At 62.2% G+C, this 20238-nt stretch carries 5 protein-coding genes; 3 read left to right on the top strand and 2 right to left on the bottom strand.

Annotated elements, in window-relative coordinates:
- Positions 1–171: 171 nt before the first annotated feature.
- Positions 172–15819, top strand: coding sequence for a LapA family giant adhesin (locus J5M72_RS21670; protein ID WP_207867045.1), 15648 nt, complete (start codon positions 172–174; stop codon positions 15817–15819).
- Positions 15820–15967: 148 nt separating this feature from the next.
- Complete coding sequence (locus tag J5M72_RS21665) at positions 15968–16306, top strand: tryptophan synthase subunit beta (protein ID WP_169428307.1); 339 nt, start codon at positions 15968–15970, stop codon at positions 16304–16306.
- 59 nt (positions 16307–16365) lie between these two features.
- Here J5M72_RS21665 and lapD read toward each other — a convergent pair whose 3' ends face one another.
- Both lapD and lapG read right to left on the bottom strand, forming a co-directional pair.
- Positions 16366–18312 carry a cyclic di-GMP receptor LapD gene (lapD, locus tag J5M72_RS21660; RefSeq protein ID WP_207867044.1) on the bottom strand — a complete coding sequence of 649 codons (1947 nt, stop codon included), beginning with the start codon at positions 18310–18312 and terminating at the stop codon, positions 16366–16368.
- Positions 18313–18326: 14 nt separating this feature from the next.
- A complete protein-coding gene (gene lapG, locus J5M72_RS21655; RefSeq protein WP_119428526.1) occupies positions 18327–19019 on the bottom strand; it encodes a cysteine protease LapG in 693 nt (230 codons plus the stop codon).
- 194 nt (positions 19020–19213) lie between these two features.
- Here lapG and J5M72_RS21650 point away from each other — a divergent pair, with 194 nt between their 5' ends.
- Positions 19214–19924, top strand: a complete 711-nt coding sequence (locus J5M72_RS21650) for a GntR family transcriptional regulator (protein WP_169428305.1) — start codon at positions 19214–19216, stop codon at positions 19922–19924.
- Positions 19925–20238: the final 314 nt, after the last annotated feature.

Here is a 20238-nt window from a genome sequence, read left to right as displayed (position 1 = left end):
GGTCAATAGTTTGGCATAAAGTTAATAGCGAAAGATTCCAGCCAAAATATTGACGCAGATCAGCGTCAAACTTGTTCCACCCTTTTTAAAAAGTACGTCCAGACTGAATCGGCGCAGAAAAGCCATCAGGTCTATGGAAGTCAACTGAACGTGACACCCGGAGAGTCTTCAATGAGCAGTGTTGTTGCCATCGTCAAAAGCATTGTCGGTCAGGTTTTCGTGGTGTCCCCAGAGGGCGTCCGTCGCGTACTCGTTGAAGGCGACCGTTTGTTCGCCGGCGATCAGGTCGATACCGGCGTATCTGGCGCGGTGTCCCTGGAGCTGGCTGACGGCCGTACCATCGATCTGGGTCGTGACACCCAATGGAGCGCCGATACTCCGGACTCCACCACCGACCTGGCCGAAGCCACTGCGCAAGCCGCACCATCCGTTGAAGAGCTGCAGCAGGCCATTGCCGCCGGCGTCGACCCGACCACCGCTCTTGACGCCACCGCTGCCGGCCCGAGCGCCGCAGGCACTGGTGGTGCTGCCGGTGGCGGCCACAGTTTCGTGATGCTCGACGCAACCGCTGGCCGTGTCGACCCGACCATCGGCTTCCCGACCGCAGGCATCAACTCGGCCGGTCAGGCCGCCCAGAACATCACCGGTGGCCAGACCACCGATACCACCCCCAACGCCTTGCGCGACTCGACCCTGAGCCTCAGCGCCACACCGACCATCACCGAAGCCGGCGGCGTGCTGGTGTACACGGCGACCCTGACCCAGGCGCCGCTGACCGACCTGAGCATCACCCTGTCCAACGGTTCGGTGATCGTGATTCCGGCTGGCTCCACCACGGGCACCGTCAACGTGCCGCTGGCCCCGAACGATACGGTCTACAACGACCCGACCCAGATCAACGTGACCGTTACCGGCACCACCGGCGGCAACGGCATTACCGTCACCGTGCCGACCACACCGGCCGTGACCCAGGTCACCGACACCATCGACACCACCACCGTCACGCTGACGGCGGGCAACAGCGTCACCGAAGGTGGCCAGATCACCTACACCGCGACCCTGACCAATCCGGCGCAGACGCCGGTCACCGTCACCCTGTCCAACGGCTCGACCATCACCATCGGCGCCGGCCAGACCACCGGCACCGTCAACGTGCCGACTGCGCCCAACGACGTGTACAACAATGGCAGCACTGTCACCACGACCATCACCGGTGCAACGGGCGGGAACTTCGAGAATCTGGTACCGAACCCGACGCCAGCCGTTACCACCATTGTCGATTCGAAAGACACCACCGGCCTGACCCTGACGGCCACTGGCACCGTGGTCGAAGGCGGCCAGATCACTTACACCGCGACGTTGACCAATCCGGCGCAGACACCGGTCACCGTCACGTTGTCGAACGGTTCGACCATCACCATCGAAGCCGGCAAGACCACCGGCAGCGTCAACGTGCCAACCGCGCCGAATGACGTCTACAACAACGGCGGCACCGTCAGCACCACCATTACCGGTGCTACCGGCGGCAATTTCGAAAACCTGGTGCCGAACACCACGCCGGCGACCACCACGGTCACCGACTCCATCGACACCACCAATCTGTCGTTGAGCGCCACCGGCTCAGTGGCCGAAGGTGGCTCGATCGTTTACACCGCTACATTGACCAACCCGGCCGGCACGCCAGTGACCGTGACGTTGAGCAATGGCTCCGTCATCACCATTGAAGCGGGCAAAACCACCGGCACTGTGACCGTTCCGGCGCCAGCCGATGACGTTTACAAGGATGCGGGCAAAGTCGAAGTCAGCATTGCCGGCACCACCGGCGGCAACTTCGAGAACCTGGTGCCAAGCACCGTTCCGGCCGTGACCCAGATCACCGACACCATCGACACCACGACGGTCAAACTGACCGCGACCGAAACCGCAGCCGAAGGCGGCACCGTTATCTATACCGCGACGGTGGGCGCGCCAGTGACCGGCGCGCCAGTGACCGGCTCGCCGGTGACCGTGACCCTGGCCAACGGTCAGTCGATCACCATCGAAGTCGGCAAGACCACCGGCACCGTCACCACCACCGCGCCGAACGACGCGTTGACCGGCAATCCGCCGCTGACCAACTCGATCACCGGTGTGACTGGCGGCAACTACGAAAACCTCGTCGCCGATAAAACCCCGGTTTCGACCACGATCACCGATACCGTCGACACCACCAACCTGTCGCTGAGCGCGACTGGTTCTGTGGCCGAAGGCGGCTCGATTGTTTACACCGCCACCCTCACCAATCCGGCCGGCACCCCTGTGACCGTGACCTTGAGCAACGGCGCGGTGATCACCATCGAAGCCGGCAAAACCACCGGTACCGTGACCGTTCCAGCCCCTGCCGATGACGTCTACAAGGACGCGGGCAAGGTCGAAGTCACGATCAAGGACGCGTCCGGCGGCAACTTCGAGAACCTTGTTCCGAGTACTGTCCCGGCGGTTACCGAAGTGACCGATACCGTCGACACTTCAACCGTGAAACTGACCGCTGACACCTCGGTCGCTGAAGGCGGCACCGTCACTTACACCGCCACTGTTGGCGCACCGGTGACTGGCTCCCCGGTCACCGTGACCCTGGCCAACGGTCAGACCATCACCATCGAAGTGGGTAAAACCACCGGCAGCGTGACCACCACCGCACCGAACGATGTACTCAACGGCCACGCGCCGCTGACCAACTCGATCACTGACGTAAGCGGCGGCAATTACGAGAACCTCGTGGCCGACAAGACGCCGGTCAGCACCACCGTGACCGACACCGTCGACACCACCAATCTGACCCTGAGCGCCACTGGTTCCGTAGCCGAAGGCGGTTCGATCGTCTACACCGCCACTCTGACCAACCCGGCCGGTACGCCAGTGACCGTGACCTTGAGCAATGGCTCGGTCATCACCATCGAGGCCGGTAAAACCACCGGTACCGTGACTGTTCCGGCTCCGGCTGATGACGTCTACAAGGATGCCGGCAAGGTTGAAGTCACGATCAAGGACGCGTCCGGCGGCAACTTCGAGAACCTGGTGCCAAGCACTGTTCCAGCGGTTACCGACGTCACCGACACCATCGACACCACCACGGTCAAACTGACCGCAACCGAATCCGCAGCTGAAGGTGGCACTGTCACCTATACCGCTACCGTCGGTACTCCGGTGACCGGTTCACCAGTCACCGTGACCCTGGCCAATGGTCAGCAAATCACCATCGAAGTCGGCAAAACCACCGGCACCGTCACCACCACAGCGCCGAACGATGCGTTGAATGGTCACGAACCACTGACCAACTCGATCACTGACGTGAGCGGCGGCAACTACGAAAACCTCGTAGCGGACAAAACTCCGGTTTCGACCACGGTCACCGACACCATCGACACCACCAACCTGTCGCTGACTGCGACCGGCACCGTGGCCGAAGGCGGTTCGATCGTCTACACCGCCACTCTGACCAATCCGGCCGGCACGCCGGTGACCGTGACATTGAGCAACGGCTCCGTCATCACCATCGAAGCGGGCAAAACCACTGGTACCGTGACTGTTCCGGCTCCGGCTGATGACGTCTACAAGGATGCCGGCAAGGTTGAAGTCACGATCAAGGACGCGTCCGGCGGCAACTTCGAGAACCTGGTGCCAAGCACTGTTCCAGCGGTTACCGAAGTCACCGATACCATCGACACCACCACGGTGAAGCTCACCGCGACCGAATCGGCAGCAGAAGGTGGCACTGTCACTTATACCGCTACCGTTGGCGCGCCAGTGACCGGCTCGCCGGTGACCGTGACCCTGGCCAATGGTCAGTCGATCACCATCGAAGTGGGCAAGACCACTGGCACCGTGACCACCACCGCACCGAACGATGCGTTGAACGGCCATGCACCGCTGAGCAACTCGATTACCGACGTAAGCGGCGGCAACTACGAGAATCTGGTCGCCGACAAGACCCCGGTTTCGACCACGGTCACCGACACCGTCGACACCACCAACCTGACCCTGAGCGCCACTGGCTCCGTGGCCGAGGGCGGCTCGATCGTTTACACCGCGACCCTGACCAACCCGGCCGGCACGCCGGTGACCGTGACCTTGAGCAATGGTTCGGTCATCACCATCGAGGCTGGCAAAACCACCGGCACCGTAACCGTTCCGGCGCCAGCCGATGACGTCTACAAGGACGCCGGCAAGGTCGAAGTGACCATCAAAGATGCGTCCGGTGGCAACTTCGAGAACCTTGTTCCAAGCACCGTCCCTGCCGTGACGGAAGTCACCGATACCATCGACACCTCGACCGTCAAATTGACGGCTGACACCTCGGTGGCCGAGGGCGGCACTGTCACCTACACCGCGACGGTCAGTGCGCCTGTGACCGGTTCGCCAGTGACTGTCACTTTGGCCAACGGTCAGCAAATCACCATCGAAGTCGGCAAAACCACCGGTACCGTGACCACCACCGCCCCAAACGATGCGTTGAATGGTCATGAGCCGTTGAGCAACTCGATCACTGGTGTGAGCGGTGGCAACTACGAAAATCTGGTGGCCGACAAGACACCGGTCAGCACCACCGTGACCGACACCGTCGACACCACCAACCTGTCGCTGACCGCAACCGGCACCGTGGCCGAGGGCGGTTCGATTGTTTACACCGCCACGCTGACCAACCCTGCGGGCTCGCCGGTGACCGTGACCTTGAGCAATGGCTCGGTCATCACCATTGAAGCCGGCAAGACCACCGGCACCGTGACTGTTCCTGCTCCAGCCGATGACGTTTATAAAGACGCCGGCAAAGTCGAAGTCACCATCAAGGACGCGTCCGGCGGCAACTTCGAAAACCTGGTACCAAGCACTGTTCCAGCTGTTACCGAAGTCACCGATACCATCGACACCACCACGGTCAAACTGACCGCGACCGAATCGGCGGCAGAAGGCGGCACCGTTACTTACACAGCCACTGTTGGCGCACCAGTGACGGGTTCTCCGGTCACCGTGACCCTGTCCAACGGCCAGCAAATCACCATCGAAGTCGGCAAGACCACCGGCACCGTCACCACCACTGCGCCGAACGACGCGCTGAACGGTCACGCGCCATTGACCAACGCGATTACCGACGTGAGCGGTGGCAACTACGAGAATCTGGTCGCCGACAAGACGCCAGTGTCGACCACTGTCACCGACACCGTTGACACCACCAACCTGTCGCTGACCGCGACCGGTACCGTGGCCGAGGGTGGTTCGATCCTCTACACCGCGACCCTGACCAATCCGGCCGGTACGCCGGTGACCGTGACCTTGTCGAACGGTGCCGTGATCACCATCGAAGCGGGCAAGACCACGGGCACCGTGAGCGTTCCTGCGCCAGCCGATGACGTCTACAAAGACGCCGGCAAGGTTGAAGTCACCATCAAGGACGCGTCCGGCGGCAACTTCGAGAACCTGGTACCAAGCACCGTTCCAGCGGTTACCGAAGTCACCGATACCATCGACACCACCACGGTCAAACTGACCGCGACCGAGTCGGCCGCTGAAGGTGGCACCGTCACCTACACCGCCACTGTCGGCGCACCGGTGACCGGTTCGCCTGTGACTGTGACCCTGGCCAACGGTCAGTCGATCACCATCGAAGTCGGCAAAACCACCGGCACCGTAACCACTACCGCGCCGAACGACGCACTCAACGGTCACGAACCGTTGACCAACTCGATCACTGACGTGAGCGGCGGCAACTACGAAAATCTGGTGGCCGACAAGACACCGGTCAGCACCACCGTCACCGACACCGTCGACACCACCAACCTGACGCTGAGCGCGACGCCGGAAGTCAACGAAGGTGGCCAGATCACCTACACCGCGACCCTGACCAACGCCGCTGGCACCCCGGTGACCGTGACGCTGAGCAACGGCGCGGTGATCACCATCGAGGCTGGCAAAACCACTGGCACCGTGACTGTCGATGCACCGAAGGACGACGTCTACAAGGACGCCGGCACCGTTGAAACGACCATCAAGGGCGCCACCGGCGGCAACTTCGAAAACCTGGTCACCAGCACCAGCCCGGCAGTCACCACCGTCCACGACACCATCGACACGTCCACCGTGTCCCTGAGCGCTACCGCCAACGTCGCCGAAGGCGAAACCGTGGTCTACACCGCCACCGTGACCGCGCCAGTGACCGGCTCGCCGGTCGTGGTGACCCTGTCCAACGGCCAGACCATCACCATCGCCGTCGGCGAGACCACCGGCACCGTGAACTTCGTCGCGCCGAACAGCCCGCTGGCTGGCGGCAGCTCGCTGAGCGTCACGATCGACAAAGCCACTGGTGGCAACTACGAAAACCTGGCCGTCGACAGCAAACCGGCCAACACTTCGGTTTCGGACACTGTCGACACCACCAACCTGAACCTGACCGCCACCGACTCGGTGGCCGAAGGGGGTTCGATCGTCTACACCGCCACCCTGACCAATGCGGCTGGCTCGCCAGTGACCGTGACCTTGTCGAACGGCGCGGTCATCACCATCGAAGCTGGCAAGACCACTGGCACCGTGACTGTCCCCGCGCCAGCCGATGACGTCTACAAGGATGCCGGCAAAGTCGAGGCGACCATTTCGACCGTCACCGGTGGCGGTTTCGAGAACCTGGTGCCGAGTACCGTTCCGGCCGTGACCAACGTCACCGACACCATCGACACGACGACCGTGAAGCTCACCGCTTCCGAAACGGCGGCAGAAGGCGGCACCGTTACTTACACCGCCACTGTTGGCGCACCAGTGACGGGTTCTCCGGTCACCGTGACCCTGGCCAATGGTCAGCAGATCACCATCGAAGTGGGCAAGACCACCGGCACCGTGACCACCACCGCACCGAACGATGCGTTGAATGGCCATGCACCACTGACCAACGCTATTACCGACGTGAGCGGTGGAAACTACGAAAATCTGGTGGCCGACAAGACGCCGGTTTCGACCACGGTCACCGACACCGTCGATACCACCAACCTGACCCTGAGCGCCACTGGTTCCGTGGCCGAGGGCGGTTCGATCGTCTACACCGCGACCCTGACCAACCCGGCGGGTACTCCGGTGACCGTGACCCTGTCGAACGGCGCTGTCATCACCATCGAAGCCGGTAAAACCACCGGCACCGTGAGCGTTCCGGCTCCGGCTGATGACGTCTACAAAGATGCAGGTAAAGTCGAAGCAACCATTTCGACGGCCACGGGCGGTAACTTCGAGAACCTGGTGCCAAGCACCGTTCCGGCCGTAACCCAGGTCACCGACACCATCGACACGACGACCGTGAAGCTCACCGCTTCCGAAACGGCGGCAGAAGGCGGCACCGTTACTTACACCGCCACTGTTGGCGCACCAGTGACGGGTTCTCCGGTCACCGTGACCCTGGCCAACGGTCAGCAAATCACCATCGAAGTCGGCAAGACCACCGGCACTGTCACCACGACCGCACCGAACGATGCGTTGAACGGTCATGCACCTCTGACCAATGCGATCACCGACGTAACGGGCGGCAACTACGAAAACCTTGTAGCTGACAAAACCCCGGTCAACACCACCGTCACCGACACCGTCGACACCACCAACCTGTCGCTGACTGCGACCGGCACCGTGGCCGAAGGCGGCTCGATCGTTTATACCGCGACATTGACCAACCCGGCCGGCACTCCGCTGACCGTGACGTTGAGCAACGGCGCCGTCATCACCATCGAAGCGGGTAAAACCACCGGCACCGTAACCGTTCCGGCCCCGGCCGATGACGTCTACAAGGATGCCGGCAAAGTCGAAGTCACCATCAAGGATGCAACCGGCGGCAACTTCGAGAACCTGGTTCCGAGCACCGTGCCGGCTGTCACCGAAGTCACCGACACCATCGACACGACGACCGTGAAGCTCACCGCGTCCGAAACAGCGGCAGAAGGCGGCACCGTTACTTACACCGCCACCGTTGGCGCACCAGTGACGGGTTCTCCGGTCACCGTGACCCTGGCCAACGGTCAGCAAATCACCATCGAAGTCGGCAAGACCACCGGCACTGTCACCACGACCGCACCGAACGATGCGTTGAACGGTCATGCACCTCTGACCAATGCGATCACCGACGTAACGGGCGGCAACTACGAAAACCTCGTAGCTGACAAAACCCCGGTCAACACCACCGTCACCGACACCGTCGATACCACCAACCTGTCGCTGACCGCGACCGGCACCGTGGCCGAAGGCGGCTCGATCGTTTATACCGCGACATTGACCAACCCGGCCGGCACTCCGCTGACCGTGACGTTGAGCAACGGCGCCGTCATCACCATCGAAGCGGGTAAAACCACCGGCACCGTAACCGTTCCGGCCCCGGCCGATGACGTCTACAAGGACGCCGGCAAGGTTGAAGTCACGATCAAGGACGCGTCCGGCGGCAACTTCGAGAACCTGGTGCCAAGCACTGTTCCAGCGGTTACCGAAGTCACTGACACCATCGACACCACCACGGTGAAGCTCACCGCGACCGAGTCGGCAGCAGAAGGTGGCACTGTCACTTATACCGCTACCGTTGGCGCACCAGTGACGGGTTCTCCGGTCACCGTGAACCTGTCCAACGGTCAGCAAATCACCATCGAAGTCGGCAAGACCACCGGCACCGTGACCACCACCGCACCAAACGATGCGTTGAACGGCCATGCGCCGCTGACCAACGCGATTACCGACGTGAGCGGTGGCAACTACGAAAACCTCGTCGCCGACAAGACTCCGGTCTCGACCACCGTCACCGACACCGTCGACACCACCAACCTGACCTTGAGCGCCACTGGCACCGTGGCCGAAGGTGGTTCGATCATTTACACCGCGACCCTGACCAATGCGGCTGGCTCGCCAGTGACCGTGACCTTGTCGAACGGCGCGGTCATCACCATCGAAGCCGGCAAGACCACTGGCACCGTGACTGTCCCGGCGCCAGCCGATGACGTCTACAAGGATGCCGGCAAGGTCGAAGCAACCATTTCGACGGCCACGGGCGGCAACTTCGAAAATCTGGTGCCGAGCACCGTTCCGGCCGTAACCCAGGTCACCGACACCATCGACACCACCACGGTCAAACTGACCGCGACCGAGTCGGCCGCTGAAGGTGGCACCGTTACTTACACCGCCACTGTTGGCGCACCAGTGACGGGTTCTCCGGTCACCGTGAACCTGTCAAACGGTCAGCAAATCACCATCGAAGTCGGCAAGACCACCGGCACCGTGACCACCACCGCACCGAACGATGCGTTGAACGGTCATGCACCGCTGACCAATGCGATCACCGACGTAACGGGCGGCAACTACGAAAACCTCGTAGCTGACAAAACCCCGGTTTCGACCACGGTCACCGACACCGTCGACACCACCAACCTGACACTCAGCGCCACCAATTCGGTCGCCGAGGGCGGTTCGATCCTCTACACCGCCACACTGACCAACGCGGCGGGCACTCCGGTGACCGTAACGTTGAGCAATGGCGCCGTGATCACCATCGAGGCGGGTAAAACCACCGGCACCGTGACAGTTCCTGCACCGGCCGATGACGTCTACAAGGACGCCGGCACCGTACAGGCAACGATCACCAACGCCACCGGCGGCAACTTCGAAAACCTGGTGACCAGCACCACGCCAGCGGTGACCAGCGTCACTGATACCATCGACACCACCACGGTCAAACTGACCGCGACCGAAACCGCTGCTGAAGGTGGCACCGTCACCTACACCGCGACCGTGGGTGCCCCAGTGACCGGCTCGCCGGTTGTGGTAACCCTGGCCAATGGTCAGAACATCACTATTGAAGTCGGTAAAACCACCGGCACCGTGACCACCACGGCGCCTAACGATGTGCTGAATGGTCATGCGCCACTGACCAACGCCATCACCAACGTTTCCGGTGGCAACTACGAAAATCTGGTGGCCGACAAGACACCGGTCAGCACCACCGTGACCGACACCGTCGATACCACCAACCTGTCGCTGACTGCGACCGGCACCGTGGCCGAAGGTGGCCAAATCATCTATACCGCGACCCTGACCAACGCCGCTGGCTCGCCAGTGACCGTGACCTTGTCGAACGGCGCGGTGATCACTATCGACGCCGGTAAAACCACCGGCACCGTGACAGTTCCGGCACCGGCCGATGACGTCTACAAGGACGCCGGCACCGTTCAGGCAACGATCACCAACGCCACCGGTGGCAACTTCGAAAACCTGGTGACCAGCACCACGCCAGCGGTGACCAGCGTCACTGATACCATCGACACCACCACGGTCAAACTGACCGCGACCGAAACCGCTGCTGAAGGTGGCACCGTCACCTACACCGCCACTGTCGGCGCACCTGTGACCGGTTCGCCTGTGACCGTGAGCCTATCCAACGGTCAGTCGATCACCATCGAAGTGGGCAAAACCACCGGCACCGTGACCACCACCGCGCCTAACGATGTGCTGAATGGTCATGCACCGCTGACCAACGCCATCACCAACGTTTCCGGTGGCAACTACGAAAATCTGGTCGCCGACAAAACCCCGGTCAGCACCACCGTGACCGACACCATCGACACCACCAACCTGTCGCTCACCGCGACCGGCACCGTGGCCGAGGGTGGCCAGATCACCTATACCGCGACCCTGACCAACGCCGCTGGCACGCCAGTGACCGTGACCTTGTCGAACGGCGCCGTGATCACCATCGACGCCGGCAAAACCACCGGCACCGTGACAGTTCCTGCACCGGCCGATGACGTCTACAAGGACGCCGGCACCGTACAGGCAACGATCACCAACGCCACCGGCGGCAACTTCGAAAACCTGGTGACCAGCAACACGCCAGCGGTGACCAGCGTTACCGACACCATCGACACCACCACCGTGAAGCTGACTGCCACCACGACGGCGGCCGAGGGCGGCAACGTCGTCTACACCGCGACTGTCGGCGCTCCAGTGACGGGTTCGCCAGTGACCGTGAGCCTGTCCAACGGCCAGACCATCACCATCGACATCGGCAAGACCACCGGCACCGTGACCACCACCGCGCCGAACGATGCGCTCAACGGACACACGCCGTTGACCAACGCCATCACCAACGTCAGCGGCGGCAACTACGAAAACCTCGTAGCCGACAAGACGCCAGTGTCGACCACTGTCACCGACACCATCGACAACACCAACCTGTCGCTGACTGCGACCGGCACCGTGGCCGAGGGTGGTTCGATCGTCTACACCGCAACGTTGACCAACGCTGCCGGCACTCCGGTGACCGTAACGTTGAGCAATGGCGCCGTGATCACCATCGAGGCGGGTAAAACCACCGGCACCGTGACCGTTCCAGCCCCGGCAGATGACGTCTACAAGGACGCCGGCACTGTCCAGGCAACGATCACCAACGCCACCGGCGGCAACTTCGAAAACCTGGTGACCAGCAACACGCCAGCGGTGACAAGCGTTACCGACACCATCGACACCACCACCGTGAAGCTGACTGCCACCACGACGGCGGCCGAGGGCGGCAACGTCGTCTACACCGCGACTGTCGGCGCTCCAGTGACCGGTTCGCCAGTGACCGTAACCCTGTCCAACGGTCAGTCGATCACCATCGACATCGGCAAGACCACCGGCACTGTCACCACGACCGCGCCTAACGACGTCCTGAATGGTCATGCACCGCTGACCAACTCGATCACCAATGTGAGTGGCGGCAACTACGAAAACCTCGTGGCCGACAAGACGCCGGTCAGCACTACCGTGACCGACACCATTGACACCACCAACCTGTCGCTGACCGCGACCGGCACCGTGGCCGAGGGTGGCTCGATCACCTACACCGCAACCCTGACCAACGCGGCCGGCACTCCGGTGACCGTGACGCTGAGCAACGGTTCGGTGATCACCATCGATGCGGGCAAAACCACCGGCACCGTGACCGTTCCGGCACCGGCAGACGACGTCTACAAAGACGCCGGCACCGTGCAGGCAACCATCACCAACGCCACCGGTGGCAACTTCGAAAACCTGGTGACCAGCAACACGCCAGCGGTGACCAGCGTCACTGACACCATCGACACCACCACCGTCAGCATCACCGGCAGCACCTCGGTGACCGAAGGCCAGACCGCCAGCTACACCGTCAGCCTGACCCACCCGGCGCAAACCGACGTGACCCTGAAAATCGTCTACAGCGGCACCGCCGCCGACGGTTCGGACTTCACCGGCGTGTACACCGTGAAGATCCCGGCGGGCGCCAGCAGTGCGCAGTTCAACGTCGCGACCATCGACGACAAGATCACCGAAGGCACCGAGAACTTCGTGGTCAAGATCGACTCGGCCACCGGCGGCAACTTCGAGAACCTGGCGGTCAGCAGCACCAACGGCAGCGTCAGCACCTCGATCATCGACAACGATGCACCACCGGTCATCGACCTCGACGCCAACAACTCCAGCGGCGCCACCGGCGCCGACTACAAGGTGACCTTCACCGAGAACACCCCGGGCGCAGGTGTGTCGATTGCCGACACCGACATCAGCATCACCGACCCGGACAGCACCATGCTGACCGGCGCCACCATCGTGCTGACCAACCGTCAGGACGGCGATGCGCTGAACCTGGGCAACAGCGTCAACGGCATCACCATCAACGCCAACAGCACCAATGGCACCATCACGCTGACACTCTCGGGCAACGCAACGCTCGCCGACTACATGCAGGCGATCAAGAACATCACCTTCACCAACAGCAGTGAAGACCCGAGCACCGTGCCGCGCATCATTACCGTGACGGTGACCGATGGCGGCAACTACTCCAACGTGGCCACCACCACGGTCAACGTGGTCGCCGTCAACGACGCGCCTGTTGCCGCGCCGGCCAATGTCACCGGCACCGAAGACACGCCGTTGATCCTCGGCTGGTCGACCTTCGGCGTGACCGACGTCGACAGCCCGGCCTCAAGCCTGGGCGTGAAAATCACCCAACTGCCGGGCGAAGGCAAACTGCAGTACCTGGACGGTTCGACCTGGAAAGACGTCGCCACCAACCAGACCTTCAGCAAGGCCGACATCGACGCCGGCAAGCTGCGCTTCATGCCGGATGCCAACGAATCGGGTGTGAACGGTTACGGCGGCACCGGTCTGGGCAACAACCAGGCTGACTACGCACAGATCAAGTTCCAGCCAACCGACGGTCAACTGCTGGGTAACACCGGCACGATCAAAATCGACATCACGCCGGTGGCGGATGCGCCGACCCTGTCGGTGGCCGACAACAGCGTGAAGTCCACCGGCTTGATCAAGGAAGTCTGGACCGGCCTGTCGGGCCTGGGCACCGACGGCAGCGGCGCGAACTCGACCACCCTGAAAAACGTGATCGACGGCGCCGGTACCGCGAACTCCAAAGGCAACGTGACCAACGTGCAGTCCGACGGCAACGTCGCGGCGGGCACCGCGTCGAAGACCTCCGGCCTGATCTACCTCGAAGCCGGCAAGACCTACACCTTTACCGGCACCGGCGATGACAGCCTGCTGGTGAACATCGGAGGCAAGAACGTGGCCTCCACGACGTGGGGCGCGGGCGGCAACCTCAACGGTTCGTTCACCCCGACCACCAGCGGCTACTACACCCTGGAGATCTACCACCACAACCAGAACGGCCTGGGCAGCTACGACGTCAACCTGTCGGTCAACGGCGGTACGGCGATCGACCTGAGCAGTACCGGCGTGCCGATCTACACCGGCGTACAGGACCTGGTGAACTCCGGTGTAACCGTCTCCGATCTGCACGGCACCAACGGCGAAGGCTATTACGACGGCTACAAGCTCAACACCGGCGCCGAAGGCACCACCGTGAAACTGTCGTCGATCAGCACTGCGCTGACCGACACCGACGGCTCGGAAACCCTGAGCATCAAGATCAGCGGCGCACCGGTCGGTTCGGTCCTCAGCGACGGCGCCGGCCACAGCTTCACCGTGACCGCCACCAGCGGCGATGCCAACGTCACCGGCTGGAACCTCGGCAGCCTGACCGTGACCCCGCCGGCCTACTACAACGGCCAGTTCAACCTGACCGTGACCTCGACCTCCACCGAGGCTCTGGGCGGCTCGGCCAGCACCACCGCGACCATTCCGGTCTCCGTGGTGCCGGCGGTCTACAACTCGATTGTCGCCACCTCGGCCGACGACACCGTCACCGGCACCGACGGCAACGACATCATCGTCGCCGACATCGGCGGCCTGACCGTTGTGCCGGGCACCAACTACAACATCGCGTTCATGGTCGACAGCTCGGGCAGCATGAGCACCTCGTCGATCAACGCCGCCAAGGACTCGCTGACGTCGGTGTTCAACACCCTCAAGCAGAGCATGGGCAACAACTCGGGCACGGTGAACATCTTCCTGGTGGACTTCGATACCCAGGTCAACAAGTCGGTGTCGGTGAACCTCAACGACCCGAACGCGCTGACCAAGCTCAAAGCGGTGCTGGACTCGATGAGCTCCGGCGGGGGCACCAACTACGAAGACGTGTTCAAGGCCACGGCCAACTTCTTCCAGAGCGCTGATGCAGTGGCCAATACCGGGGCGAAGAACCTCACGTACTTCATCACCGACGGCCAGCCGACCTACTACCAGAGCGGCGAACAGACCAACCCGACGCTGTACGGCAACGTGAAGCTCGACGACGTGGTGAAGACCAGCAACTACAAACTGGGCGACAGCTTCAGCACCTACATCGACAGCACGCACTACCTGACTATCAGCACGGCGGGGGCCGTGGTCCTGCAGACTTACAAGAACGGCAACTGGAACTGGAACAACGTCGGCACCATCCACGCCCAAGGCGACGGCACCTACGAGCTGTCGAACCTGGCGGGTTCCGGCAGCAGCACCAGCTCGGCCACGACTGACAATGCCAACAGCGCCTTTGCGCTGCTGGGCAACCTGTCCAATGTGGAAGCCATCGGGATCAACAGCGGTGTCAGCCTCAACGACCTGAAACCGTACGACACCGATCACAACCCGCAGACCAACATTGATCCGAAGGACCTGGCCAACTCGATCATCGGCCACACCGAAGCGACGATGCCGGGCAACGACACGGTCAACGGCGGCGACGGCAATGACATCCTGTTCGGCGATCTGGTGAGCTTCAACGGCATTGCCGGCGAGGGTTACCAGGCGATGCAGGCGTTCGTCGCGCAGCAGACCGGCGTCGATGTCAGCAAAGTCACCACCAGCAACGTGCACCAGTACATCACCGAGCACTATCAAGCGTTCGATGTGTCCGGTACCCACGACGGCAACGACACGCTGCTGGGCGGCGCAGGCAATGACATCCTGTTCGGCGGTGGCGGCAATGACGTGCTCGATGGTGGCAAGGGCAATGACATCCTGCTCGGCGGCACCGGCAACGACACGCTGATCGGCGGCCCGGGCAACGACATCCTGATCGGCGGTTCCGGTGCCGACACCTTCGTCTGGAAAGCAGGCGATACCGGCAACGATGTGATCAAGGACTTCAACGCCAGCGAAGGTGACCGCATCGACCTGCGCGACCTGCTGCAGGGCGAGTCCGGCAGCACCATCGACAACTTCCTGAAGATCACCACGGTCGACGGCGTGTCGTCGCTGCAAGTCAGTTCGGCGGGCAAGTTCAACTCCGCCGACGCGGCTGCCGCGACACCGGACGTGACGATCAAGCTGGAAGGCAACAACTGGTCCACTGCCAACATTCACAACCTGATTGCCGGCAGCGATCCGACCATCAAGGTCGACCACAACAACAGCTGACGCGTGAACAAAACGGCCGCCCCAATGGGGCGGCCGTCACGTTCGCGTCTTTCTTTCCGGTGACGATTTCGTCCCCGCACCGCATACTCCCCTGCAGTTGGCTATGCTGCTGACAGCATGACGCTGGTCCATTTCCGAGGGATGCTCAATGTTTTACGTGCAACGCGATGCACAGGGTCAGTTGGTTCGCGTGGAAGCTGCGGCCTGGGCCGAGGCCACGGAAACGCTGCCCGCCGACCACCATGAAATCCAGGCCTGGTTCGCCAATGCGGCGGTGGAAAACAGCCTCAAACAGCTCAAACAGAGCGACCTGGAGATGATTCGGGTACTCGACGACCTGATTCAGGTCCTGACCCAGAAAGGCGTGATTCGCGTCACCGACCTGCCAGCGGCGGCCCAGGCCAAATTGATGGACCGTACCCAGGCCCGGGAAGCACTGGGCGGGTTGAGTCAGTTGATCGATGAGGATGAGGGCGGGTTGATCTGATCCGTTTGTACTGTTGATCGTTCCCACGCTCCGCGTGGGAACGATCATCTGGCGCTGCATTATTTCCAGGGCTTGGGCTCACCGAAGAGCTGCCCCTGAACCCCATACAACCCCATCTCGCGAATCACCGACAACTCCCCTTCCGTTTCGACCCGCTCGGCAATCAGCGGCAGATCGATACTGTGCGCCGCACGCTGGATAGCCTCGATGAACAGGCGCTTGTCGCTCTCCTGATCGATCGCGCGGATGTAGCTGCCATCGATCTTCAGGTACGCCAGCCCCAGCCGCGCCAGGTTGCCGATCATGCTGAAACGGCCGCCGAAACGTTGCAGGCTCAGGGAGAAACCGAGTTCGCGCAGGCGCCGGGTCAACTGCTCAAGCACCGCCTGCTCCGGCAGTTGCTCCTCGCCGATTTCCAAGGTCAGGCGCGGCCCCAGATTGGAGTGCGAGCGCAGAATCTCGAAGACTTTGTTCAGCGCCTGTGGATCGGCCAGGGTCGCCGAGGACAGATTCAGCGCCAGGGATTCTTCATGGTCGGCCATTTGCTCCAGCACTCGCTCGAGCATCAACCGGTCCAGTCGCGCGGTCCAGCCAAAGCGCTCCAGCCACGGCAGGAAACGCCCGGCGGGAATGGTCTGGCCCTGTTCGTCGAGCAGCCGCGACAGCACTTTGTAATGCAGCACCAGCTGTGTGTCCTGCGCCGCCACCACCGGTTGGAAGAACAGCTCGAAACGCCGCTGATTCAGCGCCTGATCGAGCAAGCGATGCCAGGCGTGGTGATCGTCACCGACGTCCGCCACCAGGCTCTGGTCGAGGCACGCCCAGTTCTGCTCGCCCTGACCTTCGGCCTGGGCCAGTGCCTGATCGCCGAGGCTGAGCACCGCTTGCGGCGAATCGCCGTGAGCGAACGGCGCCAGACCGATAGAAGCCACGGCGGCCACGTCGGTGGCGCCTGTCGCATGCAGGCTGCTCAACGCACTGTCGAGACTCTGCGCCAGTTGCAGCGCTTCTTCGCGGGTCAGCCCCGGCGCCAGCACGGCGAATTCACCGCCGCGAATCCGGGTAACGAGGTTCTGGGTTTCCGGGTATCTGGCGCACTCGCGGGACAGTTGCTCGCCAACCGCTTTCAACAACTCATCGGTGCGCTGACCGCCGAGGCGCTGGTTGAGCCCGGCCAGATCCTTGACCCGCAACAGCAGCAGATAACCGGAACTGGCCTGCTCCGGGTTGCTCACCCGCGCATTCAGCTGCATCTCGAAATAACGCCGGTTGGCCAGCCCCGTGAGGTTGTCCTGATAGGACTCGGTGCGCAGTTTTTCACTGCGCTCGGCCTGCTCCTGAAACAGCGCCTTGAGCTTCTCGACCATCTGGTTCATCGCCAGCACCACACGGCGCAATTCCGGCGTGCGCGGCAGGTCCGGCAGGCTGAGAAATTCGCGGCGGGCGATGGCGTGGGATTGCTTGACCATGTAATCCAGCGGCTTCAATTGCCGACGCAGCAACAACGCGCCCAGCACCGCACTCACCGCGCCGCAGACCAGCAACCAGCCCAGGCTGCCGAGTGCGCTCTGCCAGAGTTTGGCCAGGGCGAACATCGGATGGCTGACCACCTCGACCCGCGCCGCCTGCTCCCAGCCACGGCTGACCAGCGCATCGCCACCGGCCGGCTCCAGGCCGATCAGTCTGACGAACCAGTCCGGCACGTTGGTGACGGCCGGAATGCCGCTGCGCTCGACAATGGTCTGATCGGTCTTCAGGTCGACCACACGGATGCTCGAATAATAACCGCTGTCAAAGATCGAACTGACCAGCAGCTCGACCATCGCCGGGTCGTCGATATTCGGTGTCAGCGACAGCGCCAGCGCTGTGGCGGCGTCCTGGGCGTGGGAGCGCAACTGGTTGACGTACTGGGTGCGCGAGCTCTCCAGGCTGACCATGAAGCTGCCGGTGAAGGCAACCACGAGGAACAGACAGATAGCGATCAACAGCTGTTTGAACAAGGACATCTGAGCGCGTGCTCCTAGTTAGTCGTCTCGACCGGGAATCCTTCGGCCTGCATTTTTTTCAACACATCCTGCCAGCGTGACAGGCGTTTGGTGTCGCCGACCTTTTTGTTGCCCTTGGCCCCCGGCAGGTACAGACCTTCGGCATTGAAAGAGTAGACCGGCAGCAAATCGGTTCGCTCGGAAGCCGGTTTGATCGGGTCGATCAGACTGTCGAGCACCAGTGGCATGGCGTCGGGACTGGAATAGTAGGTCAACACCATATGCGCGCGGTTCTGGCGCAGGGCCTTGACGTAGGTGATGCGCAACTTGTCACTGGCCACGCCGAGGTGGCGCAGGCTGAAATACTTGGCGATCGCGTAGTCTTCGCAGTCACCGGCGCCTTTCCACAAGGCTTCGATGGGCGTCTCCCAATAATCGACCTGGCCCCACAGGTCGATGTCCTCGACATAGCGCATCTGTTTGTTGAAAAACAGGTTCACCACTTTGAGCTTTTCCATCTCGCTGACCTGCTTCTGGGTGGCCAGCAGATTCTGCCAGGCGTCGATCCGTTGTTGCCCGGCGCCCAGCGGTCCGTACAATGCCGTGGCCTTGCGGCTGATCGCGGAAAAATCCCAATCGGCATGCAGACCGCCCAGCATGACGCCGGCCAGCAGCAGCGCGCAGGCAAGCCAGCGCGCAATCCGTGGGATCGCGAAACGTACCGCCAATGCAAGGCATCCAGAGCAGGAGGAAAGGCGTTTGATGGTGAAGGTTAGCCGAGCAAAAAACAATGGCACCCTGAGATCATCATTGGCGCGCTAAACTTCAGATGTGACAGGGTTCTTCTACACGGTTTGACAACCTGTAGAGCAATCACTAGTGTCCTTTGGATCCAAATTCCGCAGTCAAAGGGTGTGCAGTTGTGACCCAGAAGCCCAAGCCACTCCACAGCATCAAAGTCGACGGGCCGATTCCCGCGCATATGGCGCGCTCGGTCATCGAGGAAACACTGCGCGCCGCGATTCTCGACGGGCGCCTGCCGTGCGGCACCGCCGTGCGCCAGCAGGATCTGGCGGACCTGTTCGGCGTCAGCCGCATGCCAGTACGCGAAGCGTTGCGTCAGCTCGAAGCCCAGGGCCTGTTGAACGTGGTTGCACACAAAGGCGCCGTGGTAGCGCCGCTGATCCAGGGCGACGCGACCGAAACCTATGAGCTGCGCATCCTGCTGGAGTCCGAAGCTCTGCGCCAGTCGATCCCGCTGCTGACCCCGGCCGATCACGAGCGCGCGGCCGGCTACATCGAAGAGCTGGAAATCGAACACGACTACACCGAAATCGGCCGGCTCAACCGTCTGTTTCACATGGCGCTCTACAGCAAGGCGCCCAATGGCCGGCTGTTGCGGCTGGTGGAAGACGGCCTGAATGAAGAAGAACGCTTCCTGCGTTTCAACCTTGAGGCCATGGGCCTGGGCAAGATCTCCCAGGACGATCACCGTGCTCTGCTGCAAGCCGTGAAGCAACGGGACACCCCGCTCGCGGTGGCATTGCTGGAGCAGCACCTCAACCGTGGTGTCGAGGTCATCACCCGTTACCTTGCCAGCCCCGCCGCTCAAAATCGCAAGACAGCCCGCTGAATGCCCCCTTCCGGGTGAGCGCCTGCTCACCCGGCGAATAACCCGCTTACAAATCCCCACGCCGCTCACGCTCAATTGCCGTGGCACTTCGGCGCCTTCGCTCTAACCTCCCCCCTGCTTTGGACAGCCCGGAAATTGCACCGCAAGGAAGTCATTTTCGACGATAGCCGCGGCGCCGATTTACGCGCACCCTTGGATCGCCAACCCAATATAGAACGGGGACGCGCCGCCCCGGCAGCAGTCCCCGCACCAGGAACCTACGGAAGGAGCCTTGTCACGGGAACAGGAAGAAACGGCGCCGTTACAGCCCGACT

The organism is Pseudomonas sp. 58(2021), assembly GCF_017491585.1.
Lineage (GTDB): Bacteria > Pseudomonadota > Gammaproteobacteria > Pseudomonadales > Pseudomonadaceae > Aquipseudomonas > Aquipseudomonas fluorescens_BT.
Note: the sequence above shows the minus strand (reverse complement) of the source record. Positions and strands in the feature narration are given on the sequence as shown.

Coding starts and splice junctions, on each gene's coding strand:
- J5M72_RS21670 (WP_207867045.1), top strand. CDS start 172: ATGAGCAGTGTTGTTGCCATCGTCAAAAGCATTGTCGGTCAGGTTTTC.
- J5M72_RS21665 (WP_169428307.1), top strand. CDS start 15,968: ATGTTTTACGTGCAACGCGATGCACAGGGTCAGTTGGTTCGCGTGGAA.
- lapD (WP_207867044.1), bottom strand. CDS start 18,312: ATGTCCTTGTTCAAACAGCTGTTGATCGCTATCTGTCTGTTCCTCGTG.